This window comes from Paenibacillus sp. FSL H3-0321 (genome assembly GCF_038002865.1).
Taxonomy (GTDB): Bacteria; Bacillota; Bacilli; order Paenibacillales; family Paenibacillaceae; genus Paenibacillus_AQ.
The window spans coordinates 5674270-5699028 of record NZ_JBBODH010000001.1 but is presented as its reverse complement, the minus strand read 5'-3'; the positions used below and the strand labels follow the sequence as shown (position 1 = coordinate 5699028).

General features: G+C 49.4%; 24 protein-coding genes and 3 tRNA genes. 7 read left to right on the top strand and 20 right to left on the bottom strand.

Annotated features, from left to right (window positions below; translation table 11 throughout):
- Positions 1-62 precede the first annotated feature (62 nt).
- Together MHI45_RS25485 and MHI45_RS25480 are read right to left on the bottom strand one after the other, a co-directional pair.
- Entirely contained in the window at positions 63-1328 is a 1266-nt protein-coding gene (locus MHI45_RS25485; RefSeq protein WP_341119618.1) for a CpaF family protein, read from the bottom strand.
- Complete coding sequence (locus tag MHI45_RS25480) at positions 1321-2493, bottom strand: hypothetical protein (protein WP_341119617.1); 1173 nt, start codon at positions 2491-2493, stop codon at positions 1321-1323. The genes MHI45_RS25485 and MHI45_RS25480 overlap by 8 nt, the downstream gene beginning before the upstream one ends.
- A gap of 313 nt (positions 2494-2806) precedes the next feature.
- On the opposite strand from MHI45_RS25480, the gene MHI45_RS25475 reads away from it, so the two are divergent.
- A complete protein-coding gene (locus MHI45_RS25475; protein ID WP_341119616.1) occupies positions 2807-3994 on the top strand; it encodes a copper amine oxidase N-terminal domain-containing protein in 1188 nt (395 codons plus the stop codon).
- Between the two features lie 104 nt (positions 3995-4098).
- Here MHI45_RS25475 and MHI45_RS25470 read toward each other — a convergent pair whose 3' ends face one another.
- The 3 genes from MHI45_RS25470 to MHI45_RS25460 all read right to left on the bottom strand — a co-directional run bounded on the left by MHI45_RS25470 (position 4099) and on the right by MHI45_RS25460 (position 5495).
- A complete protein-coding gene (locus tag MHI45_RS25470; protein ID WP_341119615.1) occupies positions 4099-4518 on the bottom strand; it encodes a thiol-disulfide oxidoreductase DCC family protein in 420 nt (139 codons plus the stop codon).
- Positions 4519-4604: 86 nt separating this feature from the next.
- A complete protein-coding gene (locus MHI45_RS25465) occupies positions 4605-4883 on the bottom strand; it encodes a hypothetical protein (RefSeq protein ID WP_038587032.1) in 279 nt (92 codons plus the stop codon).
- A gap of 192 nt (positions 4884-5075) precedes the next feature.
- Positions 5076-5495: an organic hydroperoxide resistance protein gene (locus MHI45_RS25460; RefSeq protein WP_038587029.1), complete on the bottom strand. Its 420-nt coding sequence runs from the start codon at positions 5493-5495 to the stop codon at positions 5076-5078.
- 172 nt (positions 5496-5667) lie between these two features.
- Between MHI45_RS25460 and MHI45_RS25455 the strand changes: the two genes are divergently transcribed.
- The 3 genes from MHI45_RS25455 (at position 5668) to MHI45_RS25445 (ending at position 8337) form a co-directional block, all read left to right on the top strand.
- Positions 5668-6147: a glutathione peroxidase gene (locus MHI45_RS25455; protein ID WP_076111203.1), complete on the top strand. Its 480-nt coding sequence runs from the start codon at positions 5668-5670 to the stop codon at positions 6145-6147.
- A 192-nt stretch (positions 6148-6339) separates the two neighbouring features.
- Positions 6340-7677: a helix-turn-helix domain-containing protein gene (locus tag MHI45_RS25450; RefSeq protein ID WP_341119614.1), complete on the top strand. Its 1338-nt coding sequence runs from the start codon at positions 6340-6342 to the stop codon at positions 7675-7677.
- 12 nt (positions 7678-7689) lie between these two features.
- Entirely contained in the window at positions 7690-8337 is a 648-nt protein-coding gene (locus MHI45_RS25445) for a GyrI-like domain-containing protein (RefSeq protein WP_341119613.1), read from the top strand.
- Between the two features lie 177 nt (positions 8338-8514).
- Here MHI45_RS25445 and MHI45_RS25440 read toward each other — a convergent pair whose 3' ends face one another.
- The 3 genes from MHI45_RS25440 to MHI45_RS25430 all read right to left on the bottom strand — a co-directional run bounded on the left by MHI45_RS25440 (position 8515) and on the right by MHI45_RS25430 (position 13393).
- Entirely contained in the window at positions 8515-10353 is a 1839-nt protein-coding gene (locus tag MHI45_RS25440; protein WP_341119612.1) for an ABC transporter substrate-binding protein, read from the bottom strand.
- Between the two features lie 75 nt (positions 10354-10428).
- Positions 10429-11937 (bottom strand): ABC transporter permease, encoded by a 1509-nt coding sequence (locus MHI45_RS25435; protein WP_341119611.1) that lies wholly within the window; start codon positions 11935-11937, stop codon positions 10429-10431.
- A 16-nt stretch (positions 11938-11953) separates the two neighbouring features.
- The gene (locus MHI45_RS25430) at positions 11954-13393 is read right to left on the bottom strand and encodes an ABC transporter permease (protein ID WP_341119610.1); all 1440 of its coding nucleotides are present in this window, start codon (positions 13391-13393) and stop codon (positions 11954-11956) included.
- A 136-nt stretch (positions 13394-13529) separates the two neighbouring features.
- Here MHI45_RS25430 and MHI45_RS25425 point away from each other — a divergent pair, with 136 nt between their 5' ends.
- A complete protein-coding gene (locus MHI45_RS25425) occupies positions 13530-15272 on the top strand; it encodes an ABC transporter ATP-binding protein (protein ID WP_341119609.1) in 1743 nt (580 codons plus the stop codon).
- A gap of 169 nt (positions 15273-15441) precedes the next feature.
- Here MHI45_RS25425 and MHI45_RS25420 read toward each other — a convergent pair whose 3' ends face one another.
- From MHI45_RS25420 to MHI45_RS25410, 3 genes are all read right to left on the bottom strand, one after another.
- On the bottom strand, positions 15442-16362 hold the full coding sequence (locus MHI45_RS25420; RefSeq protein WP_341119608.1) for a polysaccharide deacetylase family protein: 921 nt from the start codon (positions 16360-16362) through the stop codon (positions 15442-15444).
- Positions 16363-16452: 90 nt separating this feature from the next.
- Positions 16453-16535 (bottom strand) — tRNA-Leu (locus MHI45_RS25415).
- 84 nt (positions 16536-16619) lie between these two features.
- The gene (locus MHI45_RS25410) at positions 16620-16985 is read right to left on the bottom strand and encodes a helix-turn-helix domain-containing protein (RefSeq protein ID WP_076111211.1); all 366 of its coding nucleotides are present in this window, start codon (positions 16983-16985) and stop codon (positions 16620-16622) included.
- Between the two features lie 143 nt (positions 16986-17128).
- Here MHI45_RS25410 and MHI45_RS25405 point away from each other — a divergent pair, with 143 nt between their 5' ends.
- Positions 17129-17326, top strand: coding sequence for a transcriptional regulator (locus MHI45_RS25405; RefSeq protein WP_038587016.1), 198 nt, complete (start codon positions 17129-17131; stop codon positions 17324-17326).
- A 36-nt stretch (positions 17327-17362) separates the two neighbouring features.
- The gene (locus tag MHI45_RS25400; protein WP_341119607.1) at positions 17363-17998 is read left to right on the top strand and encodes a PAS domain-containing protein; all 636 of its coding nucleotides are present in this window, start codon (positions 17363-17365) and stop codon (positions 17996-17998) included.
- Positions 17999-18148: 150 nt separating this feature from the next.
- On the opposite strand, the gene MHI45_RS25395 is transcribed toward MHI45_RS25400, so the two are convergent.
- From MHI45_RS25395 to MHI45_RS25355, 9 genes are all read right to left on the bottom strand, one after another.
- Positions 18149-18904, bottom strand: a complete 756-nt coding sequence (locus MHI45_RS25395; RefSeq protein WP_341119606.1) for an ABC transporter permease — start codon at positions 18902-18904, stop codon at positions 18149-18151.
- On the bottom strand, positions 18901-19821 hold the full coding sequence (locus tag MHI45_RS25390; RefSeq protein ID WP_341119605.1) for an ABC transporter ATP-binding protein: 921 nt from the start codon (positions 19819-19821) through the stop codon (positions 18901-18903). Before MHI45_RS25390 ends, MHI45_RS25395 begins: the two co-directional genes overlap by 4 nt.
- Positions 19822-19908: 87 nt before the next feature.
- Positions 19909-20529: a TetR/AcrR family transcriptional regulator gene (locus MHI45_RS25385; protein WP_341119604.1), complete on the bottom strand. Its 621-nt coding sequence runs from the start codon at positions 20527-20529 to the stop codon at positions 19909-19911.
- A gap of 153 nt (positions 20530-20682) precedes the next feature.
- A tRNA-Leu gene (locus tag MHI45_RS25380) sits at positions 20683-20765 on the bottom strand.
- A 5-nt stretch (positions 20766-20770) separates the two neighbouring features.
- Positions 20771-20842 (bottom strand) — tRNA-Glu (locus tag MHI45_RS25375).
- Between the two features lie 207 nt (positions 20843-21049).
- Positions 21050-22249, bottom strand: coding sequence for an ABC transporter substrate-binding protein (locus MHI45_RS25370; RefSeq protein WP_076111216.1), 1200 nt, complete (start codon positions 22247-22249; stop codon positions 21050-21052).
- 74 nt (positions 22250-22323) lie between these two features.
- The gene (locus MHI45_RS25365; RefSeq protein ID WP_038598786.1) at positions 22324-23025 is read right to left on the bottom strand and encodes an ABC transporter ATP-binding protein; all 702 of its coding nucleotides are present in this window, start codon (positions 23023-23025) and stop codon (positions 22324-22326) included.
- A gap of 5 nt (positions 23026-23030) precedes the next feature.
- The gene (locus MHI45_RS25360) at positions 23031-23813 is read right to left on the bottom strand and encodes an ABC transporter ATP-binding protein (protein ID WP_038587007.1); all 783 of its coding nucleotides are present in this window, start codon (positions 23811-23813) and stop codon (positions 23031-23033) included.
- Complete coding sequence (locus MHI45_RS25355; RefSeq protein WP_341119839.1) at positions 23782-24744, bottom strand: branched-chain amino acid ABC transporter permease; 963 nt, start codon at positions 24742-24744, stop codon at positions 23782-23784. The genes MHI45_RS25360 and MHI45_RS25355 overlap by 32 nt, the downstream gene beginning before the upstream one ends.
- Positions 24745-24759 lie beyond the last annotated feature (15 nt).

The window sequence follows — 24759 nt, the reverse complement described above, 5'->3', positions numbered from 1 at the left end:
CTTTTCTGCGGAGGACCCCCTCCGCTTGCCCGGCGAAGAGACCGGCTTCTTCCCCAAATGAATCAGAAGACCACCTCCTTCTCAGTTCCCCTACTGTATTGCGATAACGGATAACTTTGTACCCCGGCCATCTTCAGCTTGCTGGAATGCATTAGAGGATTCCCGCAAGGAACCAGGCCTCCCTCCACTCTGCCCTCACGTTCCCCCGTTTCTTGAAACGCATATAACGGATTCAGCGCCACCTCCCCATCCCGCAGCCCGATGACCTCGGAGATTTCCATCACCCGCCGCGAGCGGTCCCGCAGCCTGGAGAGATGGACAAAGATATCAATCGCAGAGCCGATTTGCTGGCGGACCACTGATACCGGCAAATCAGCTGCACTGAGCACCATCGTCTCCAGACGGCTGACCATATCCTGTGCACTGTTGGAATGCCCTGTCGATAAGCTCCCAGAGTGGCCCGTGTTCATCGCCTGCAGCATATCCAGACACTCGGCCCCCCGCACCTCGCCGACCACGATACGGTTCGGGCGCATCCGCAGGGAGGAGCGGATCAGGTCGCGGATCGTGATCTCCCCGCGGCCTTCTGTGTTGGCGTTGCGGGTCTCCAGCGAGACCAGATTCGGCACGGTGACAATCTGCAGCTCGGCGGAGTCTTCAATCGTGATCACCCGCTCCTGCGGCGGAATAAATTGAGACAAAGCATTCAGAAAGGTGGTTTTGCCGGAGCCTGTTCCGCCGCTTATAAAGATGTTGTATCCGGCAGCGACCAGAATCTGCAGCAGCTCCGCCGCTTCTCCGCTCAGCGCCCCACGATGCACCAGCTCGCTCATCGACATCGGCGTTTCCGGAAATTTGCGGATCGTCATCGCCGGCCCCTTCAAGGCCACTGGCGGCAGTACGATATTGACGCGGGAACCATCCTTCAGCCGCGCATCCACAATCGGGGTGGAATCGTTAACCACCCGGTTCACACCGGAAACTACGGTCTGGATAATATCCTCCAGTCTGCTCCTGGATTCGAAAGCCAGCGGCAGGCGGCGTATCTGCCCTTCCTCTTCAATAAATATCTCCTCATGACTGTTGATCATAATCTCGGTGATTTTCGGGTTATCCACCAGCGGCTGCAGCACATCCAGCCCCCGGAAGGAATCGAACAGCTTTTTGACCAGTTCATGCTTTTCCTGGGCAGTTAAATAACGCAGGCTGTCCATCTCCAGAATGGTTCGTTCAATATAGCTGTTAAGCTCACGGTTTCCGACAGCCGAAGTGACATCAAGCCCTGCGCGTATGTCGCCGCGCAGCTTCCTGAACATGGCTTCATTCATGTAAGCCCCCGGTGAATACCCGCGGCAGCGCCGGCTCAATGATATCAGTGCAGAGCTGCTGCACCCCAGCCGTAAACTGCGGAGAATTCAAGCAGAGCTCCACATGATGCTGCAGTGCCCAGGAAGGGATAAAAGGAAGCACACCATCTATTCTGATTTCTTCCCGCCCTGGCCAGCCCGCGGCTGAATCCCCGGCAAAATTCATCACAAACCTGCTCTTGCCCGGCACCTCCGGCGGCAGACCGGAATGCGGATCTCCGCAATGCTCCAGCCACCTGAGCGTCTTATACATACTTGCCTCGTCACTGTTCAGCGCCCATAGCAGAATGCCGCACCGCTGCAGCACTGCCTGGGCCCGCTCTTCCTCAATGCTGCCTGTATCTACAATCACAACATCATAGCCAGCATCGCCGGCCAGAAGCTCCAATAAATCCAGCGTATCCTGCCGGGTCATCTGCAGCATTTCCTTGAAATTACCGATCGGTCTGAAGGCGTCACAGCGGAGGCTGTCATGCCTTACGGCGTATCTCCCGAGTTCAGGCTTGCCTGCATTCCCCTTGCTTCCTTCGCTGCCGCTTGCTTTAAGCTCATACAGCAGAAGTTCCAGCCCGGAAGCGTTGCCCTGGGGCATCCGCAGGAACAACCCGCTGCTGTCCACACTTTCCAGGTTTAGATAGAAAACAGACAGCCCGATCCCGCCAAGCTGCTTGGCCATATTGAGCGCAATCGTTGTTTTGCCGCTGCTGCCGCTGGCTGAAACTACCCCGAGCAGCAGCGTCTCCTCCTTGGCAGCCGAAGCTGTCCTCATGCGTTTCACATCGCCTATCCGGAGGATGGACTCCAGAAGTGAGGGCAGCGACTGATATTTCTCAATCACCATACCCCCGGCCAGACTCCCCGCATTACTGCTGGAATACTTCCCGGCCTCGCTTAGAACACCCCAAGGAACAGTATTTCTGCCTTCCACCAGCCAGGCCTCAACGAAAATGGGATCGCCTACAACGGCGTCCGGCAGCTCATCTCCCTTCATGAATTCCATAAATGTATCCAGCCGGCTGAAAGCTGTGATCCGCAGCATCTCCCCGTACTCACTGTGATGCAGGTAATGCAGCAACGGCTCAATGTATTGACTCTCACGAACTGCCAGTACGATCCTCGCCGCCATGAAACCACTCTCCTTCCTGTAATGCTTACCTTTCAAAAAAGACAACAAAAAAGACAGCAAAAAAAGCACCGCCAATAACCGTGGTATACGGTCATTGAACGGTGCTTCCGTTACTATCCTTTAATTTACAGCTATAGTAGCATATATGCAGTAGAGCGGCAATATCTTTTTTACGAATACCTCTTCTATACTCCAATTCCTGAGCCCGCACCATATCCTGAGTTGGATATTTACCGGATCATTCCACTCCCCTATACTATTATTCAGTCAGCTTTCAGCACGGCCAGATTACAACTAAAGGAGATCATTCAACATGAAATTAGTGCCCAGTTTACTCGCAGCCCTCGTCTTATCCGGATCCATCAGCTTGTCAGCAGCCGCAGCAACCAAACCTATCACTGTACTCGTTGACCAGCAGAAGCTTAATTTGACCACCGCCGCCCCGATTCAGGAGGGCAATTCCGTGCTCATCCCTATGCGGCCCATTTTTGAAAAGCTCGGCATGAAGCTGGTCTGGGATGCCAAGAGTAACACGATCACAGCCACCAAGGAAGGTCTCAGCATCAAGCTGCAGACCGGAAGCAAAAAAGCAACTATAAACGGAACCGTTAAACAGCTGGCCTCCGCACCCAAAACAATTGACAAAGTCACTTATGTTCCCCTGCGCTTTGTAAGCGAAGCCACCGGAAACAGTGTGGAGTGGAAAGCAGCTTCCAGAACTGTTGCAATTACAAGCAAGGAGAACACCGCTGATGTCAAGGGAATCTCCGCATTATTTGATAAATATGTGACGTATTCCAATACAGAGAACTATGACGGGTTCATGAGCCTTATTGATCCGGAATCCCCACTGGCAGGGATCGGCCCAGGAATCAAAGAGCAGTACGAGATCTTTGATGCCAAGACTACCGTCCTCCAGATGGAAATTATTGATTCCAAAGGGAATGAAGCAACCGTACACACGATTGAAACCTCCGAGAAAGTAAGCGGTCCCTTCATGCTGGATAGCCAAGCGGAGTATGTATACTCCCTCACCAGAAAAGCCGGCGGTTCTGCTTGGCAAATCAGCGGTATCCAAATCGCTGCGCTACAGTACATTCTTCCGGCAGATGTGCTGGAGTCTAAGGTCACTGTACCCAAAACGGATGAAGATCAAATTAAAGCTGTTGTTCAGGCCAATGTGGATTACTCCAACAAAGAGGATCTGGATGGTGCTTTATCCACCATTGACGAAACTTCCCCTGCATACGAGCAAAGCAAAGAACTTTATATGCAAATGTTTAAAGCCTATGATTTAGCCATTACGCTTGACTCTTCTAAAATTATTGATTATACCGGGGACACTGCTGCGGTATACACAGTGCAGACGTCCAAGAAAGTAAAAGGTCCGGAGTTTCAGGACAGCCGGGCCGTATCGGTCAATATACTGAAAAAAACGGCAGACGGCAAATGGAAACTTACGCAAACCTATATCCTCACAACGACAGCTCTTAATCAATAAATCCTCTATTTCCAAACCGAATAGGGGTTTAAGCCAGCCCAAAAAGCAGCAAGGTGACATAGCCACCTGCTGCTTTTTTGGGTTATGCACATCGGCTGTGCACCTTACAGAAATCTCTTGCGGATTTCCGGTGTGGGAAGCAGACATTCCTCATCACGCCCAAACCAGCGGTACCGGTTCCTTGCCACAAGCCTGTACAGGGCATCTCTCAGAGGCCGCGGCACAAGTATGAAGATATATGCGGCAGGCCACGGAAAACGCAAACCACGGGCGATCCGCAGCACTGCAGCCGACTCTGTATAGCAGGTCCCGTTCTCCACCAGCACGACCGTATTCAGCTGGTCTGATCCAAGCCCGCCTGCACTCAGCATTCCGCCCGCTGTCTCACTCTGCAAGGGGGCGAACAGAAATCTGGACTTGGGATCGCGCGGAATAATAAACCGCACCAGCCCCTGACAAAGATGGCATACGCCGTCGATCAGCACAATAGACTTACCGCCCGTCTTGTATTGCTCTTCCTCCATCTTGCCGCACCCCCTCTTCATAGTATCTCCCCGGAAATAAACAAAAACGCGGGATAGCTCCCGCGCCTCATCATCCGTCCATTTAATTATTCAGCAATAGCCTTGTCGATCCACTCGTCGCCGAGCATTTGCCCTTCGAAATCAGCAGTGAAGGATTCCATACATTTGCAGATGAAATCTTTGCGGCAAACCGGACATGGTGTCTTAAGCAGGCGGCTGATGTTCGTCATTTTCCATTCCGGAAACCGATGATAGAACGCGCGGCACTCCGTTCCGTCAGCAAGCTTGATAATGAACTCGTACAATCCTTCCTTATCATTGCTGCTGGCTTTGGTCACATTCGTAATATGCGGTCTGTAAGACATCTTCATCACCCATTATTTATATTTTTGGTACTTAGTAGCACACGTGCATAACAGATACTTAGACATATTAAAGAATTTTAGGGGTGATGTCAACCAAAGCCGCCCTTTAGACCGCTATTCCCGGCTGTTTCCTGCCTCACCGTCTCTATTTAGCCATTATTTCCAGAAATCCTTCTAAATACCGGCTGCTCGTTACAACACATTCAGTTCAACTTCGATGTTGCCCCGCGTTGCCTTGGAATACGGACAGAACGCATGAGCCTTCTCCGCCAAATCCTCCGCCTGCGCACGGTCGATGCCAGGCAGCTTCACATCCATTCTTACAGCCAGTCTGAAGCCGCCGTCGCTGTCATCCTTACCGATGGATACATTGGCGGTGACCTCCACATCCTGCAGCTTAACGCCTTCTTTACGGGCGATATTGGCCAACGCACTTTCATAGCAGGCACCGTAGCCTGCCGCGAACAGCTGCTCAGGATTTGTGCCGGAACCCCCGGGGCCGCCAAGCTCCTTTGGCATTTTCAAATCATGTTCAAGTACACCATCCGAGGACTTCACAGAACCTTCCCGTCCACCGTGAACCGTTGCTGTAGCCGTATATAATGCTTTCATCTGTATCTGCTCCTTTATCAAAATGTATTTGTACCGTCGCATACCCTACATTTAAACAACAGAGATATTTTGAAACGAATATACAATGTTGTCACAATTCTGACGGGTTGCTTCTTACGATAAATAGTGTAAAATTAAATTGTGATAAATTAAAATTCGGGAGGCGTTATTCATGAGTATTTATGATTTCGAGGCCAACACGCTGCGCGGGGAAGAAGAATCCCTGTCCAAGTACAAAGGTAAGGTGCTGCTTGTCGTGAACACAGCCAGCAAATGCGGATTCACCCCACAATATAAGGGTCTCCAGGAAGTGTACGATAAATTCAAGGACCGTGGTTTTGAGGTGCTTGGTTTTCCGAGCAACCAGTTTGCCGGACAGGAACCGGGTGAAAGCGAAGACATCGCCGAATTCTGCGAAATCAATTACGGAGTAAGCTTCCCGATGTACGAGAAGGTTGACGTGAAGGGCGACGAAGCGCATCCGTTATTCAAATACCTGTCCAAGGAAGCACCGGGCGTCCTGGGCTCAAAGAGCGTCAAGTGGAATTTCACCAAGTTCCTGGTCGATCAGGAAGGCCGTGTCCTAAAGCGGTTCGCACCGCAAACTACTCCGGACCAGATCGAAGCCGATATTGCCAAACTGCTGGACTAATCCTCCCCTATAATATGAAAAGATACTCTTCACAAAAGCCCGCGGCTCCTGTGAAGAGTATCTTTGTGTTCGCAATACCACAATGATTATGCTAATTGTCATTTCCTTCCTCCCTAATTATGGTATACAGAGAATATAGCACTCGAGGTTTGAAACGCATCACCGTTTAATTCCCCGGAAAGCAGGTTGGCTATGAAGCAGGATGTTTTGAAGCGGGTTTTCGATTATATCGAAGATCATCTGAATGAGGAGATCAGCCTCGACAACCTCGCCCGGACGGGATATGTTTCTTTGATGCAGCTGTACCGGGAATTCTATTGCGTATCCGGCCATTCCATTAAAGACTATATCCGCAAAAGAAGGATCAGCAACGCATGCGCCCAGATCAAGAACTCCGGGTTATCCATTACCGAAATTGCGCTGGGCAACGGTTTTGACTCCCTGCCTTCCTTCTCCAAGGTCTTTAAAAAAATAGTCGGACTTACACCAATGGAATACAAACGGAGCAGCGTGTTCTATACCTTCCTCCCCGGGCAGTTCCCCCTCCACTTGGCGGAGACAGCCATTAAGATCCAGTCCGGGCAACCGCTGCATGGCCTGACCGCCGTTTACCTCGCCGCAGGAGACACAGACATCGAACAGCAAGCCATCAACGCACTGAAACAAGCGGTCTTCACAACCAAGCGTACGGGCATGAGTTTTAGACTCTTCGGATTAACCCCTGTGCAGGTTGGGCGGTCCAGACAATCGTACAACATATTCATAGATACCCGGAATCATGACTACTGGATTTCCGCCCTGGGGGAGGCCGGTTATCACTCCATAGAGCCAGCTACGTTTTGCGGCGGTGAGTTTGCCGTCTTATCCGTACCTTTTACCGGAAGCATCAACCAGGCCTGGGACTACCTTTACAGCCATTGGCTGGCTAAAAGCGTGTTCACCCTGGCAGGTGATCATTGCCGTGAGGAATTTATCATTCAAAAGACAGGGACCATCAAAGAGCTTCGTCTATCTCTGCCCATTATCCGCAAGCAAAGCAGCTACATCATTGAAGTAACCCCATTTGCGCAGCAGCACTATATCGTCGCCCATGCCGTGGGTAGTCATGCGGAGGATGAAGCTTCGGCCAAGCTTTTATCGCAGATCAATCAACGCGGATTCCTTCCATCGGCGTTTTATGTGGAGATTACCAGCAATGGATACTTGTGCGGTGTCGAGCAGACAGAAACGGGCGAATTATCAGCCGAAGACGGTCTGAGTCTTGTTACCCTAAAAGCAGGGCTTTATGCAGTGTTAACCGCAGACAGTTACGGGGATTTCACCGGACTTGCGGATATTATGACCCGCTGGCTGGAGGAAAACTGCTGCTATAGGCGGGCCGGCAGCCCTTTTGCCCTCTATACCGTAAATGAAACCTATGAAGAGGTCTCCATGAAGGTGTGTATTGCTATTGCCGGACATTCTGTTATAAACGGACAATCCATCGCTTCAGATCCCATTTATAATGAAGACGAAGAACAAATGAACTAGGAGGAATCATACATGACAGAGCCGTTACGACGGAGCAGCTATGATGGAACTACCGAGGGATACGCCCCTAAATTCAAACCGCGGGTAATCGAACTGATCCGCCAGCAGCTGGAAAAAGAAGCCCCTCAGCGCACCGACTCCATTGGCGGAGAAAAGCCTTATGTGCTAGATTTACCGGAGCTTCAAGTCATTGGCTGGCAGAACCTCAATCAAGCAGGCGAGCCTTATGCCGATATTTGGGGACATGTCTTCGGGGAATTCGATATCGACAGCAAATTTGATTCCATTCCGTCAAAAGTCCAGAGCAGCGGCTGTTACCTGGGCATCTTCGAAGGCCGCGATTCGGTTCCCAAGCTGTGGGAGCAATCCGCCTGGGATACCGGCTATTTTTTAGGCGTTGAGGTAGGAGATCCCGGTACAGTTCCGGAAGGACTTGTGCATAAGGATTACCCCGCATCCAAATATGCCATTTTTATCGCCAAGGGTGTGCCGGCAGCTGCGTTTCAAAACACATGGGATTATATCCATCAGGAATGGCTGCCATCAGGTGAATTCAAGTTCAACGAAGACGGTGTTTTCTTCATCAACTATACAGAGAAGTCAGGACCTGATGACGAAAGATTCGAGGCCCATCTGTGCGTACCTGTGGTGGAAAAATAGCGGCGATCTCACTTGTCTATAAAACAAAAGAAACCTGAAATCCCTTGAGCAACAAGGAATTTCAGGTTTTTTCATGGTATGCGTTAAGTTTAATGGAAGATCTTCGTAAGCCTGATGCAAGAAAGGTTTTATAGATTTATCCGCCTCGTCTGTATGTCATGCGTTGTCATTTATTAATTACTTGGAAGCTTGGTATTTGGTCAGGAATTCTTTAACCTTAGCCGGATCGGCCTTCAGCTCATTCCCGGTATCGACCAGCGGGCTTACTGTGGAGACCGCTTTGAGCTTGTTATTTTTGTAAAAGGCCAGAATTTCGTCCTGATTGATGGAGTAGAGTATAGCTTTGCGGAGATCTGCACTGCTCGCTACATCACGGTTCTTAGTGTTGAACAACAGGTAGCTCACGCCATTGCTCGGGATGCTCTTAAGCTGCAGCTTGCTGTCGCCTTCGACTACTTCATATTTGGTCTCCGGCACACCGTAATACACATAAATTTCGCCGCTGCGCAGGGCAGACAATGTGCTGTCAGCATCTGCAATAAAGCGTACATTTACCTGGTTGATAAGTGCCTCGTTATCTGTTCCTTTTTGATAGCCCGGATTCTTCAGGAAGACCCCTTCATAGTCATTCTTGTAAGACAAGATGTAAGGACCGCTGGCATACAAAGTATTGTTGTATTTGTCCCCCTCCGTTACCGTGTTCTGGTCACCGTAAGGAATATCCTTGTTGACGTCGAACTTAGCTACATCATAAGTATTAATGCTCTCTACTTGCTTCTTGGAGACGATGCCGGCAGATTGATGCGCCAGATAGTTCAGCACTTGCGGAAAGGGCTCAGTAGTTGTCAGCTTTATGACTTGATATTTGCCTTGCTTGTTGTCCGCTTGCTTCTTGTCTGCTACGAGCTCAGCGATTGGCGCTTCAAGACCTTGTTCCAGGGCTTCCTTAACGGTACCCTTTCCGCCTGCCTGCTGGATGGAACCCAGTGCATTCAGGTCGGTGAACACCTGGGCGGTCTTGATGTGCTCATGCAGGCTGTAGGTGCGGTGATCCGGCACAGAATCCTTGTTCTTAGCACGGTCCAGAGAAAATACGACATCATCGCCGCCTACGCGTTCCCCGGTATCTACTGCCTTTTTATTCTCAATTTTTGCAAAATTGATATCGTCCCGGAGAATGAAATAATAGTCTTGGTTGCCGTCGGCAATGCTGTAATTGCGGGACAGCGAAGCTTCGGAAGTGATTTTGTCATCATCGGTCAGGTTGACCAGGCGCACATACATATTCGTATTGAGCTGGTTGATTGAACCGTCATTGCCTTTAATCGGGTCCAGGGAGGTCAGGTTGGAAGCCGCCTGGGCCAGGATCAACGGCTGAGTGGCGCGTTTGGAGGTGTCATTGAAATCAATGTCTTCCCAGGCGAGCGCCCGCGATTTGGACAATCTTACAGAATCCGGCTTCAGAATCTCTTTGTTGAGAGCTTGGCTCTTCAAGGAGATATACAAGGGGGCAATCCTGGCCTCATCGAACACCAGGCGTTGCTCCAAAGCCTTGTAGGTCTGTACATACTCTGCCGGAGTTTGCGTAGCCGCTTTGTCAATCAGCGCATCCAGCTCAGGATCTGACTGGATACTATAGTCGCCTCCGGTCTTGAACAGCGATCTGACCGCGTAATCGGGGTTGCCGGTAACCGTTGTCCATCCGGACATGGACACATCATAGTTGCCTGCATCCTCCTGGGCTTTGAAGCTTGCGTAGTCAGGCTGGATATTCAGCTTCACGTTGAAGCCGTTCTTAGTCAGCTGGTCTCTGACAATGTTCAGATCAGACTCATTGCTGCTCTGGCCGAGTACTTCAATCTCAACCGGCTCAGCAGCAGCAGTTTCTGTAGCCGGCGTTTCGGAAGAAACCGGTTCGGTGGTACTGCCGGCTGTATTGGATTTGGTTGCTACAGAGCATCCGCTAAGGATAAGCACCAGAGTCAGCAGCAGAGCCAGTGTAGATCTTGTTTTCATTACAATTTCCTCCCCAGAATATAAATAGTTTCTTTATGAAAAACGTCAGCAAGGACGCAATTTCCGGTAGATCCGTTAATCCATCTTGGGATCAAGCGCATCGCGCAGCCCATCGCCCAGGAAGTTGAACGATAGGACGAGTGCAATAATCGCCAGCCCCGGGAAAATCGCCAGATAGGAGTTCGTCTCCAGGTAGGTGCTGCCCAGCTTGAGAATATTGCCCCATTCCGGGATATGTGGTTCGATGCCCAACCCCAGAAAACTGAGACTGCTGGTGGAGATGACCGCACCGCCAATGGTCAGGGTGGACTTGACGATCATCGGAGCCAGTGAATTCGGAACAATATGCTTGAAAATAACGGCTGCATTGCTGGAACCGAAGGCCCGCGCGGCATCCACGTATTCATAAGTGGACACTTGCAGCACACTGGCCCGCATGGTCCGCGCGTAGGTCGGGATGGCCCCGACGCTGAGTGCGAGAATCAGATTGACCGTATTGGCGCCAAAGGCGGCAATAATCGCAATGGCCAGCAGGATGCCGGGAATAGCATACAGAACATCGAGCACGCGCATGATGATGTTGTCGGTATAGCGGCCATAGTAGCCGGAAATCGCCCCGAGTGCACCCCCTAGAAAAAGGGGTAGAATGGTGGACATCACACCGACAATCAGGGAAATTCGAGCTCCGAAGATAATACGTGTGAACAGGCAGCGTCCGAAATTGTCGGTGCCCAGCGGATACGCCAGTGACGGCGGCTGCAGAATCAGTGAGTAGTTGTTATCCACAGCCATGCCGTAATCAAAGGTGACGTAACTGCAGACAGAGATGGAGAATAAAAAGACAATGAACAGCATCCCCAGCATCGCAGTTGTGTTGCGGGTCAGCCGTTCCAGCACATCCTCCCAACCGGCTACCGCAGGATTGTCTCTGTTACGGATACGGATCAGCAGGATGATGCCCAGCGCCAGCGCGAATAAATTACCGGTCAGCGAGGTCAGCAGCAGCGGATAGGCCACCCAGACCAGCCGGCGGGGAACTTGGCGCCGCCGCACGAATTTAGCTGTGAGTACGACAACGAGCAGATGAAAAACGGTTACTGCCAGAAGGATAAACATTCCTGTCAGGAAGGTATCTGCTACGTAAGGCTTGTACAGGTTAATTGCAGACACAGCAATAACAGCTATCTGTGTCAGCAGCGTATACACCGCTAGAGTATACTCCGGTGACTTGTGCTGCCGGATCAGCTGAAAAGCTGCCGGAACGAGGAAGATATTACCTGAGATCAGGCTTAATATCTGGACGTAGCCCAAAGCGCGGGTTACGCTATGGATTTCTCCCCGGACCATAATATCTTTGCGAATCAGCAGGGTGAGCAGAACTTGCAGCAAGGTAAAGATGCCATAGATGGCGCAGGCCATCCATACATAAGGCTTAATGGCTTGAGTCTCCCAATCGTAGCTGCCCAGCAACAAGACGAGTGTTACGATGAGGGAACCGACCGAGGCAAAACCTGCCTGGCGGTACTCCTGGGAGGTTTTGAGCTTTAGCTGTGTTTCGCGCCTTGCGGCGCTTGCGTTGACCATGAATGTTCACCTGCTATCAGTATTGTTTCATTTTTGAACGGATACGCGGGTCCACAAAGGCGTACAGAATGTCAATAGTGGCGTTGATCAAGGAAATGGTGATCGCCGTATAGACTACGCCGCCCATAATGGCCGGAATGTCGGGAATGAACTGCTTATCCACGATATAGCTGCCCAGCCCGCTGATGTTGAATACCTTCTCCGTAACGGCTGCCCCGCCCAGCATGCCTCCGAACTGGAGGCCAATGACGGTTACGATTGGAATGAGCGCATTGCGTACGGCGTGCTTCAGCAGCACCTTCCGTTTACTGAGACCTTTGGCGGTTGCCGTAATTATGTAATCTTCATGAATGACCTCAAGCGTGGAAGCCCGGGTCATTCGGGCAATCGCGGCAGTCAGTCCTGTTCCCAGTACCACCACCGGCATAATCAAGGTCATCCAGTTGTTTGGGCTAAAGGTAGCCGGAAGCCTCTGCAGCTTAATGGAGAAGCCCAGGATAAAGACCAGCCCCTGCCAGAAGCTCGGGATCGACAAACCGATCAGCGCGATGAGCATGAAGGTATAGTCGAACCAGGAGTTTGGTTTGGTGGCAGAGATGATTCCGATGGGGATGGCAATAACGATCGCCATCAGCATAGACAGCAATGTCAGTTCCAGCGTAACTGGAAATTTGCGGCCAATCGCCGTTACAATGTCTTCGTTCCCCGCGAAGGATTTTCCCAGATCGAACATAGCAATCCCTTTAACATTGTCCCATAGCTGCATAAGGTACGGCTGATCCAGTCCGTATACCCGGTTGAACTCAGTGATCTGCGCATCGGTGGCCGTCTGGCCGAGGATATTGACCGCAGGATCAAACGGTGAAATATACAAAATTGTAAATACAAGGACTGCAACTCCGAAAATAACGAATACCGTCATTACCAGTCTTTCAAATATGTATTTGAGATAAGGGCTGCTATACAAAAAGATTAATAGATATAAAGGAAAGCCTGGAATAATAGATAACAATAAAAACCACGGATGCCGCAGCAACGCCTGAAAGGTGCTGATAAACGTTGACCTGGCGAGTCCCTTCTCCCTCAACCTGCTGTCTAAACGTTCGGCAGCAATCTTCTCAAAGCGTTCTGCCGCCAGCTGCCCCGCTTGGCTGTCAAGCTCAGCAACACTTGCTTGCTGCCCGAAGAACCTCACTTTACTGTGCAATTGTTCAGCGAACTCGCTCTGGAGCTGCTCCTGAAGCCCTGAGGTCAGCAGTTCCTGCCGCGTCTCCCTTTGAACGGAAGTATAAATATCCCCGGCTTTACGAACACGATGAACGAGAAGCGTGAACAGATTGACGGGTGCGCCCAGCACAAGGGCGAAATACCGGTACGAGGAGTTCTGCAGCAGTTTGCCGTAAGTGTCACCAATTGCTTCGCTGAAGTTTGTCCCCCTACTTTTTGCCAACTCCATATTTCGTGTTCCTCCTAAATTTTTCATTTTGCCTTTTTAAATTGTACTATTCCGATAGATAAGGTATATTTTATTATAGATTTAAATAATGTCAAGAAGTGCTATTTTAAATTTTGGAAAACTGGCAGGTGAACAAATGGACCCGATTTTAAAAGTGAATAATTTACATGTCTCTTTTCAGAGCCATGACGAAGAGCGTTCTGCCATACGCGGCGTAAGCTTTGAAGTTTATAAAGGGGAGACGCTGGGGATTGTCGGAGAGTCGGGCAGCGGCAAAAGTGTCACCGCCCGTTCCATTATGAGATTGCTGCCTTCCCCGCCCGCACATCTGAAAGAAGGAGAGATTATCTTTCTGGGAGATAACCTGGCGGCCAAGTCAGAGAAGCAGATGGAGCACATCCGGGGTCGGGAGATCGGGATGATTTTCCAGGACCCGATGAGCTCGCTTAATCCGACGATCCGGGTTGGAGAACAGATCAGTGAAAGTCTGGTTAAGCACCGCAAGCTGTCCCGAAAAGCAGCTAGGCAGGAGGCGCTGGAGATGCTGAAGCAGGCCGGCATCCGCGACAGTGAGATGCGGTACCAGCAGTATCCGCATGAATTCTCGGGCGGCATGCGGCAGCGGGTGATGATTGCGATAGCCCTGGTCTGTCAGCCGGCGCTGCTCATTGCCGACGAACCGACCACGGCGCTGGATGTAACCATTCAGGCCCAGATCCTCAACCTGATGAAGCATATGCAGAAGCGGCTCGGCACCTCCATTATTCTGATCACGCATGATCTGGGCGTTGTCGCCGGGATGTGCGACCGTGTAGTGGTAATGAAAGACGGCGAAATTGTGGAGACGGGCACAACCGAGGACATTTTTGCCCGCCCGCAACATCCTTATACGCAGCGGTTGCTGAATGCTTTGCCCCGTCTGGACGAAAAGAAGAAGCCCAAGGCACCCGGACTCCTTATCCAGGGAGCGGGTGAAGCGAAGCGTCCGCTGCTGGAGGTGAGATCGCTGAAGCAGCATTTTGACCTTGGTAAAGGCAGAGTACTGCGTGCAGTCAACGACATCAGCTTCCATATCCGCGAAGGGGAGACGCTGGGCATGGTCGGCGAATCCGGCAGCGGCAAGTCTACAACCGGCCGTTCTATTCTGCGCCTGCATGAACCCACTGGCGGGGATGTGCTCTTCCAGGGCATGGCGGTTAACCGGCTGAATGCCCATGAGATGAAGACGATGCGGCGCCATATGCAAATGATCTTCCAGGACCCATACGCATCGCTGAATCCGCGCTTCAAGGTGCTGGATATCATCGGGGAGGCACTGGATGTCCATAACATGGCCGGCAGTAAAAGCGAGCGGAAGAAACGTGTCGAAGAGTTGCTGGACCTGGTCGGGCTTGATCCGGCCTTTGCCATCCGTTATCCGCATGAATTCTCCGGCGGGCAGCGCCAGCGGATCGGCATCGCCCGCGCCCTCGCGGTCGAGCCCAAGTTCATCGTCTGCGATGAACCACTGTCTGCGCTGGACATGTCCATTCAGGCGCAGGTCGTTAAGCTGCTGGAAGAACTGCAGCAGCGTCTCGGCTTGACGTATCTGTTCATTGCCCATGACCTGTCCATGGTCAAGCATATCAGCGACCGGGTTGCAGTGATGTATATGGGCCGCATCGTCGAACTGGCTGAAAGCGAAGAGCTGTACACCAACCCGCAGCATGATTATACGAAATCGCTGCTGGCGGCCATCCCGGTGCCGGATCCGAAGATCGAGGCGCTCAAGAAAAGAGTTCTTCTGGAGGAACAGAGCGGCGGTGACAAATATAATCTGGAGCAATCGAGCCTGGTAGAGATCTCGGCAGGTCACTGGGTCGCTTTGCCGACTGGCTGAAGGTCGGAGGCAATCCCCTGCCCCGCTTTGCATAGCGTCCTGGGAAGGGATAGATACGGATATAACTAATAGAGCAGCGCTTCTCCCATTATATTGGAGGAGCGCTGCTCTACGCTTTTGGTCGCCAATCGCGGCACCGTTTATTTTCATGTACATTGCGTAAATAGCTTTACACGGTTTCTTCTCTATCGAATGCCAAAGACATACGTTGTCTATCGCGTATGTCCTTCCAGGAAGTAAGCTGAATCTTTTCGGTTTGCAGTAATCTGTGAATATCCTCATCCATAAATAACAGGTACTCGATCTCCCTTTTCTTCCAGTGTGGAGTAATTGCCCGCATTTCATAAGTATTCAGCGCAGGATGGATGACAATTTCCGTTATCCCTCCTCCCACACCTTTTATAGCTTCCATCATTTTAACCTTAGCAATGTCATAGTCCTCCCCCTGCTCCAAGTGATAGGGAAGATTAATCAAGTCATCAATTAACAAGATCCCTCTTTTCCGCGCCGATTCAATCCTCTCCGTCATTAATTCCCTCGTCTCTAAATCCAGAAATGATTGATTTACTATATTAACAGGCAGCTTAAAAGGCAGCCGGTACTCCTGGCACAGATCAAATACAATCTCCAGAAAATCCCGGCCTCTCGACAATCCCAATAAACTGCCCTCATGACTGTCCAAGTGTGTCGGTTCAATCCCCAGCGTTAGAGCCATCTCGATCTGACTTCGGATTTCAGTTCGGATGGCTTCAGCAGTAGCATGCTCTTCCACATGAGCTGCATGTTCCCAAAAATATCCCTCTGCAGTAATTAACGACTGTATCCTGGAACTCCTGGTAACCGGGCCCCACTTATAGGCCGGGAGACTCGAAGTAAGCGTAAGATGAATTCCCACATTAACATTGTGATGATTTTTGGCATACTCAGCAGCCTCTTTCGCCCAGGGCCCCGGCATCATAATCATGCTGGAATTAATTGCATCGGCTTGGTACAGGTTCATAATAGCCTCATTCATGGAATGGCACATTCCGAAATCGTCGGCGGTAACGATAAGAAACCGCTCATTAGAGTTGTGAATTTTATTCGGCACTCTTTTTCCCTCCATTGGGTCAGTCTATAAAACAAAACAAAAAAACCTGAAATCCCTTGAGCAACAAGGAATTTCAGGTTTCTTCATGTATGCGGTAGAGAGGACTCGAACCTCCACGGGTATACACCCACTACCCCCTCAAGATAGCGTGTCTGCCATTCCACCACTACCGCGCGGTGAGTAAAACGTTAAAGCATTGTTTGAGGCCAACATTCAATATTATAAATCCATTTCAGCAAAATGTAAAGATACCACTTTTAAGAATTTTCTTCGTTTTCTTTAAGCCTGCGGTATCGGGCAAACTCGATATATTCCTTAATAAATTCTTGCTCCTTCTGCAGCAATTCCTCACTTTGGCAATTCAGTTGCCGTATTTGGCCAGAAAAATAATCCTCCCCGCCTTCGCGAAGAATCTCAGTTGTAGTTTTGCCCAGAATCAGCCAATCCAGACTCACATGAAAAAAAGCACCGATCTCGATCAGCTTATGTGTTCCGGGCGTCGACTTGCCCCGCTTCCAATCCCCCATGTTGCCGGTACTGATATTCAGCTGTTCACAGAAGGACTTTTTTGTCAGTCCTTTTTGTTTGATCAAATATTCTATCCGCTCGTATATCGACGCCATCAGCAATCCGCCTTCCGCACTATTTAAATATACTTATTTACGTATTTTTTATTGTAAAATGACGTAAAAAAGTATATAATTAACTATTATTATTCCCATTCATTATATCACACGACTGGATAGTCGATAAGAGGTGAAGTCTTTTGAACAGCAAACGTCCTGTTACTCCTTTTGGCTGGGCAATCAAACAGCGGCTGACGGAAATGCACATGGATCAGAAGAAATTCTGCGAGCTGTACGGAATTCCGCCTTATCGCCTATCCAATCTGATTCACGGCACCCGCAGGGCCGAGCGCTACAGGCGCCAAGTCGCAGAGCTGCTTAACCTGCCTCCATCCTAGCTTTCCATCCTGCAAACTATCAAGGAGAGATAACCTTTGCCATTCAGCATATCCACTTCCCTCATCCGTTCCCTTAATGCTCTGCCGCATAATGCACTGGTTATCGACAGCCAGGGGATCATCCTGTTCACCAACGACTCCTGGAAGGAATACAACAACCATTATGGCCTATCCCCGCATGCCGATTGGACTGGCGCTGATGCTCTGGAGTTATTCGGACAGGTGATGTCGAACCCTTCCCAGATCACTGCACTTAAGGAGGCGCTGCAACACATCCTTCGCGGCGAGTCTTTAATATCCAGTTCCGAGTTTATTCTACAGACTGCGGCCAAAGGCAACAGAAGATTCCGTGTAGATGCCTTTCCGCTTATCCATGAGCATCCGGCAGCAAACCAGGCTATCATTCTCTCTCTGCAGGATGTTGGTCCTGTTATCATAAGTCAGCCTGTTCAGTCTGTCCGAACGATCCAGCCGTTGCGTTTGCACCAGAAGAATCCTCAACCTCTTGTTCCTATCTGCGCCTCCTGCAAATCCATCCGCAACAGCAGCGAGGAGTGGGTGACCATTGAACGTTTCCTGCTGCAGCAGCTGTCTTTGCAATTCACCCATGATATCTGCCCGGACTGCATCCGTGAGTTGTACCCGAAATACGCCGCAGCTCTGAAGTGGTGAATGATATTAGGGAGACCTTGTTAGATAATTAACTCTCCATCCCATTCAGGAATAAACAGCCGGTTGTTATAATAGTCGAGGCTACATACTTTGGACAGCCGCAGATCAGCTGTCATTACGAATATTGTAGCATTAAAGCTCGTCAATTGTTCAGATCACTATCTCCTTCTTCTTGATAGCCAGCACGCTGCCCATATAAAATATAAGGATATACATAGCTATATTTACTAATCCGCTGATTACATTTACCGCTTGGAATTTTCCTGCAAAGCTCTGATACAAATTCATTTGATGGACAATAGAAAAGCTGTGCAATTCCTGTACATTTTCAAGAGCGGTCAGTACAAACATGATTCCCAAAGATATTCCAATAGTGCCGCCCATAGTGTGTGACAAGATGGATACAAGTACAATAATCATGCCGAACCCTAAACAAGGCAGTGCGGTGATTATATAAGACTGTAGTGTAAGCAGTATTCCTTGAGCTGCCGGGAAAACAGTATCATTGAACATCATTTGATCCCCCCACCCCAATAACGCCGCGCCTATAACATAGCTTCCTGTCATTACAAATAGCAGCAGCATTAAGACAGAAATAATCATAGCGGCAATCTTTGCATTCAGGAGTTCAACCCTATGCACCGGGCGCAAAAGAAACAGTTTAAGCGTGCCGTTACGATATTCATCAGAGATAATTTCAGCAAATAGAAGAGCCATAAAAAATATAAACAATGGCATAATGCGGCTTAGCATGAACATTGGGAACGACTGGCCGTTGATATTGCCGGAAGGACTGGATAATACGGTTACTCCTTGGATAATCAGAAGCCCTATGGCCATCACCATAAAATAAAACAGCTTATTCAGCTTAAACACCTTATACATTTCATTCTTCAGAAGCTTCATCCTCTTTGCCCCCTGTTTTGAATTTCAAAGAAAAATTTCTCCAGCGTGTCGTTTTGCGGGACAATAGCCTCCACTGGTATCTGCTGTGCAACCATCACCTGATTTAGACTGGATGCATAGCCATTACGCAGCTCTACAAGGATGCCTTGGGGTATGCTCTGTGCCGATTGGACGTACTGCATTACCGATACCGCTTTTAATGCCCGTTCAGCTTCCCCTGTATGAATTACTAATGTTTCATGGTCAGATTTCAAAAGCTGTTTGACATTACCTTCCACAAGGAGATTCCCTTCTTTGATAATTCCTACCTTTGTGCATATTTGCTCAACTTCAACTAACAAGTGGCTTGATATCAGGAATGAGATTCCTTTCTCCTTCGCAAGATGTACAATCAATTCCCTGATTTCCACCATCCCCTGCGGATCAAGTCCATTGGTAGGCTCATCAAGAATAATAAGCTTAGGATTATTTAAAAGAGCGCTGGCAATTCCAAGCCGCTGTTTCATTCCGAGCGAGTAAGTTTTCACCTTGTCTTCCGCTCTCTCCATCATTCCCACGATATCAAGAACCTCTTTGATATTGCTGTTATTCATTCCGGGAATCAGGTTTGCAATCAGCCTGAGATTGTCATATCCGGACAGATAAGTATAGAAAGCGGGGTCGATCATTGCCCCAATCGCAGAAATGGATTTTTTAAAATCAGTCCGCAGACTCACCCCGTCTATCTTCACTTCTCCCGAATCAGGACTTATCAACCCGAGAAGTATTCTGATTGTTGTCGTTTTCCCTGCTCCGTTTGGGCCAAGAAAGCCATAAATATCTCCAGTCTCAATCGAAAGATTTAAATTGTTAACCACTTTTCTGCTCCCGAAGGTCTTATTTATTCCGCGGGCTTCCAGTAACAATTTGCTTCCCATAATCTTTGTCTCCTTAAGTAGATTGATTCTATTGCCTATTCAAACTAACTAAACGTCCGATTAGCTAAAACATCAAAAAAATTACGGTCATTCAGACCATAATTTTACTGTGAAGTCCACAATCTTTTCGATATATCCATCATAACCATCTACTACGAACTCTTTCCCAAAAATACTGATGGTTGTGAAATTATAGATAAATTGCATAATAGCCAATCTGAGATCCATCTCTCTGATTTGACTTTTAATAGGTTCATTCGATAAAAATCCAATCATTGAGTCAATCAGCTGCTGAGTAATATTCGTTAAGAATTTGTACTGCTCCGGCTCCAGTAAATTTTTTTCGCGAATCACTAGTTGAGTGATTTCATCATTGCTTAGAAAAATTTCCGAAACCTTCTGTCCAACGAGCAGCAGCCCATCCCTAAGGGACAGATCACTTTTTAAGGATTTCACGAAATTATTGATATCCTGAATACGTTGTTCGTGCCCCTCCCGGATAATGGTATTAAATATCTCCAGCTTTCCTTCCGGAAAGTAATGATAAGTTAATGCATCCGACATTCCAACCTTTTTATTGATGGCACGCATCGAAGCTGCATGGTATCCTTCCTGTACAAATAATTGTCTGGCTGCGTTTAGAATTTGTTCTCTCCGTTCGCTGGCCTGGAGATCTCTGCTTGTCATGCTCTTTATTTCTTTATGCATAAGCCCACCCATTTCAAATTCAATTCACTAAACGTACGTTGAATTAACTATAGCACAGGGATTTTCATTTTTCAATTCGCCAACAAATCATACTCAACATAAAGAAAGCAAAAAGAACCTTGAATGATCAAGGCTCTTTTTGCTAATTATGTATGCGGTAGAGAGGACTCGAACCTCCACGGGTATACACCCACTACCCCCTCAAGATAGCGTGTCTGCCATTCCACCACTACCGCATATATGACCCGTATGGGATTCGAACCCATGTTACCTCCGTGAAAGGGAGGTGTCTTAACCCCTTGACCAACGGGCCATGTTTGATAAGTTGTCTTTGTCACAACAAAAATGAGTATATCAAACCCAGGGAGATTTGACAAGAACTATTCTCAAAAAAATAACGGACACTCATAGATCACGAAAAGAAAGGCCCAATGTTGAGCCTTTCTCTTCACAGCTAAGGTGATTCAGGGCGTACTGGACTCCCCGATGATAAACAAATTTGATTGCGGTTCTTAATCTCTTACGGATTTACCTTTGTTTCGAAAGTTTGTGTGCCGTCAACGAATTTCAGAACGACAGCTGCTTTAACTGGGTCATGTGTTTCGTTGAGCGTGATTTTACCGGTAGCCAGCTGCAGATCTTTGGTTGCTGCCAAAGCATCTTTAATCTTGGCAGGATCGGCCTCACCTGCACGGGTAATGGCGTCAGCAACCAGCTTCAGGGAATCATAACCAAGAGCGGCCATCCCGTCCGGTACTGCGCCCCCATTGGCAGCTTTGTAGGCATCAACAAAGGATGTAACTTCAGGAGCGGTATCTTCCGGTGAGTAGTGGTTGGACATATAAGTGTTGTCCAGAGCCGCTTTGCCGGCGATTTCAGCGAGTTGCGGAGAATCCCAGCCGTCGCCGCCAAGGAATGGAACTGTAATGCCCATCTCGCGGGCTTGCTTTATGATTTTGCCAACTTCTTCATAGTAGCCCGGCAGATAGATTACATCCGGATTTTGCTCTTTGATCCGTGTCAGCACGGCTTTGAAGTCGGAGTCTTTTTGCTGATAGGATTCCTGGCTCAGCACCTCTCCGCCTTTTGCCTTGAAGGTTTCTTCAAAGAACTTTTGCAGACCCTTGGAGTAGTCACTCGACGTATCTGTGTAAATTACAGCTGTTTTGGCTTTCAGCGAATCTACAGCAAAGTTAGCCATAACTTCTCCTTGGAAAGGATCGATAAAGGCTGTGCGGAACACCCATTCGTTCACATTGCCACTGCGCTCATCCACCGTCACTTTAGGGTTGGTGGCACCTACGGATAGCAGCGGTATTTTCTTCTCGGTAGCCACCGGGACGATCCCCAGCGTGTTGGTCGAAGTCGAAGCGCCGATAATCGTAACAACCTTATCACTGGTAATCAGTTTTTGCGCGACTTGCGTGGCTTCCTCGGATTTCGAGGCGTTATCGGCCACGATTAATTCCAGTTTCTTACCGAGTACGCCGCCTGCGTCATTGATCTGCTGTACTGCCAGCTTCGCGCCCTTGGATACCGAATCACCGAAAGAGGCCTGGCCGCCTGTGAGCTCAAGGTTCGCGCCGATTTTGATAGTGCCCCCGCCAGAATTGCCGCCGCTTGCAGAGTTTCCGCTGTTCTCTGTGTTGTCGTTGCCGCAGCCCGATGCCAATACTGCAGTCAGTACTGTTGACAAAATAATGGCCCCAATTTTCTTCATAGTTTCTCCCAGCCTCCCGGATAATAGAATTGTATATATGTTGTTTCTATGATGCCCTTAGTGAGGCTAACCTCTTAGTGCCCGAGATAAGCCATTTTGATTTCTTCGGAATCCGCCAATTCCTTGGCATCCCCTTCAAGAACAACCCTGCCCGTTTCCAGCACGTAGGCGCGGTGGGCGATTTTGAGCGCCTGATGCGCATTTTGCTCCACCAGCAGCACAGTAGTTCCGGCTTCGTTCACATCTTTAATAATCTTGAAAATATCCTGTACCAGCAGCGGTGCAAGCCCCATGGATGGCTCATCCAGCAGCAGCAGCTGGGGATGCCCCATAATGGCCCGCCCCATGGCAAGCATCTGCTGTTCGCCACCGGACAAAGTACCTGCCTGCTGCTTCTTGCGTTCCCGGAGCCTCGGAAAGATGTCGTACACCTTCTCGAAATCAGCCGCCAGACTTCCGGATTCCTGCAGGTAAGCGCCAAGCTCAAGGTTCTCTTCAACAGACATATTGGCGAACACGCGGCGTCCTTCAGGACAATGGATCAAGCCCTGCTTGACGATCGCCTGAACACTCTGGCTGGTTATTGATTTATCCAGAAATTCAATGCTGCCTGTCTTGGGTTTAAGCAGACCTGACAGAGTCTTCAGGAGCGTTGATTTGCCTGCACCATTGGCTCCGATCAGTGTTACAATTTCCCCTTGCTCGACATGGATGCTAAGGTCCTTCAGAGCATGAATGGCTCCATAATAAACATTGATCCCCTGTACTTTAAGCATTGCCATTACGCCTCCTGTCCCAAATACGCTTCGATAACCTTGGGATTATTCCGAATCTCCGCCGGAGTTCCATCAGCAATCAGTATCCCGCGATCCAAGACATAAATCCGGTTGCAGACGCCCATAACAAGCGACATATCATGCTCGATCAACAGAATGGTGAGGTCAAATTCCTCGCGTATCCAGGCGATCAGATTCATTAAGTCCCGCGTCTCGTTCGGGTTCATGCCCGCCGCCGGTTCATCCAGCAGCAGCAGCTTCGGCCCTGCCGCCAGCGCCCGTGCAATTTCCAGACGCCGCTGGTTACCATAGCTGAGATTGCTGGCAACCTCTTCACTCTGGTCCGCGAGATTGAATATTTTGAGAATATCCATCGCCTTCCGTGTAATTTCGTCCTCTCCCTTGAAATGCTTCGGCAGCCGCAGCATGGAGGTGAACAAGGAATGTCTGGCATGCTGGTGAAAGGCGATTTTGACATTCTCCAATACTGTCATGGCCGTAAACAGCCGGATATTCTGGAAGGTGCGCGCAGCGCCCTTATGGTTGATCTTATAGGGCTTCATCCCGCCAATGGACTCATTGTTAAGAAGAATGCTGCCTGTAGAGGGCGGGTATACGCCGGTTAACAGGTTGAAAAGCGTCGTTTTGCCGGCACCATTCGGCCCAATCAGACCGATCAGTTCACCTTTGTTAATGTGAAGAGAAACTTCGCTGAGCGCCTTAAGCCCTCCAAAAGAACGGCTGGCCTCTTTAACGTCAAGAAGCACTGCTGCCTGTGATGCTGTCATCTGCCTTCACCTCCTTTTTGCCAAGCTTGCCGAATGAAAATTTCGTTGTACCCAGCAGCCCGCTTGGACGGAATATCATCATCAGGATCAGAACGATCGAATAAATAATCATCCGCCATTCCGGGAATTCACGCAGATAGGTGTAGAGCAAGGTTACAAAGACAGCACCCACAATGGAGCCGGCTGTACTGCCGAGTCCCCCGAGAACAACCATAACGATAATCTCGAACGATTTCAGAAAGTTAAAGCTGCCCGGAGTAATCACGTAGAACGTATGCGCAGACAATCCACCCGCTATACCGGCGAACAATGCACCGATTGTAAAGGCAATAATCTTATAGCGCGTCGTGTTAATCCCCATCGCCTCTGCGGCGATTTCATTCTCACGGATGGCAAGGCAGGCCCGGCCATGTGTGGATCTTATAAAGTTATTGATCACAACCACTGTAATTAAGGTAAAGAGAAATAGCAGGGTCCAGGTCGTTTTGGCAGGGATGCCGCTGAGCCCGGAGGCGCCGCCGACGAATTCCGTGTTCAGCATGATGATCCGGATAATCTCGCCGAACCCCAGTGTGGCGATGGCCAGATAGTCACCATTCAGCCGGAGTGTAGGCATTCCGATCAGGACCCCAAACACAGCAGCGAGCAAACCGCCGGCAATAATCGCCGGAACGAATGGAACGTTATAATCCAGTGTCAGAATCGCCGAAGTGTACGCACCTACAGACATAAAGCCTGCATGACCGATGGAGAATTGTCCGGTAATCCCGGTAATGAGGTTAAGCGATACCGCCAGCATGATGTTGACACCGATCAAGAGAAGCATCGACCTTGTGACATCACTGAATATTCCCGTTGTTAGAAGAACTTGGACGACTCCATAAAACGCCAGGGCAACAATAATGCCCATCCAGAACTTTTTGCTTATCATCTTCACGCCGGTTCC